This is a genomic window from Stenotrophomonas sp. GbtcB23 (genome assembly GCF_019091045.1).
In the GTDB taxonomy this organism is placed as follows: Bacteria; Pseudomonadota; Gammaproteobacteria; order Xanthomonadales; family Xanthomonadaceae; genus Stenotrophomonas; species Stenotrophomonas rhizophila_A.
Map to the genome: position 1 here is coordinate 1 of NZ_JAGXKC010000770.1, position 230 is coordinate 230.

1 protein-coding gene is annotated in these 230 nt (G+C 59.1%); it reads right to left on the reverse strand.

All coding sequences use genetic code 11. The features are described from left to right. Window positions 1-185 (reverse strand): FKBP-type peptidyl-prolyl cis-trans isomerase (locus tag KVS69_RS20865; protein WP_217540263.1); only part of this gene is annotated, 185 nt, incomplete at its 3' end. Between the last annotated feature and the right edge of the window lie 45 nt (window positions 186-230).

Consider the following 230-nt stretch of genomic DNA (forward strand, 5'->3'; position numbering starts at 1 on the left):
GCCACCGTCTGGTGCGTGCCCAGTTCCATGCCGTCGATCTCTTTGTCGAGTCCCGAAATGATCTGCCCGGCACCGACCACGAACTCCAGCGGAGGCCGCCCGTTCGACGAGTCGAACTCGGTGCCGTCGGTGAGTTTTCCGATATAGTGAATCCGGACGGTGTTGCCGCTTTTGGCTTGCGTCATCTGTCTGGCCCTCTTTTTTTGAGGTTTGAAGGTGGCCGCATACGG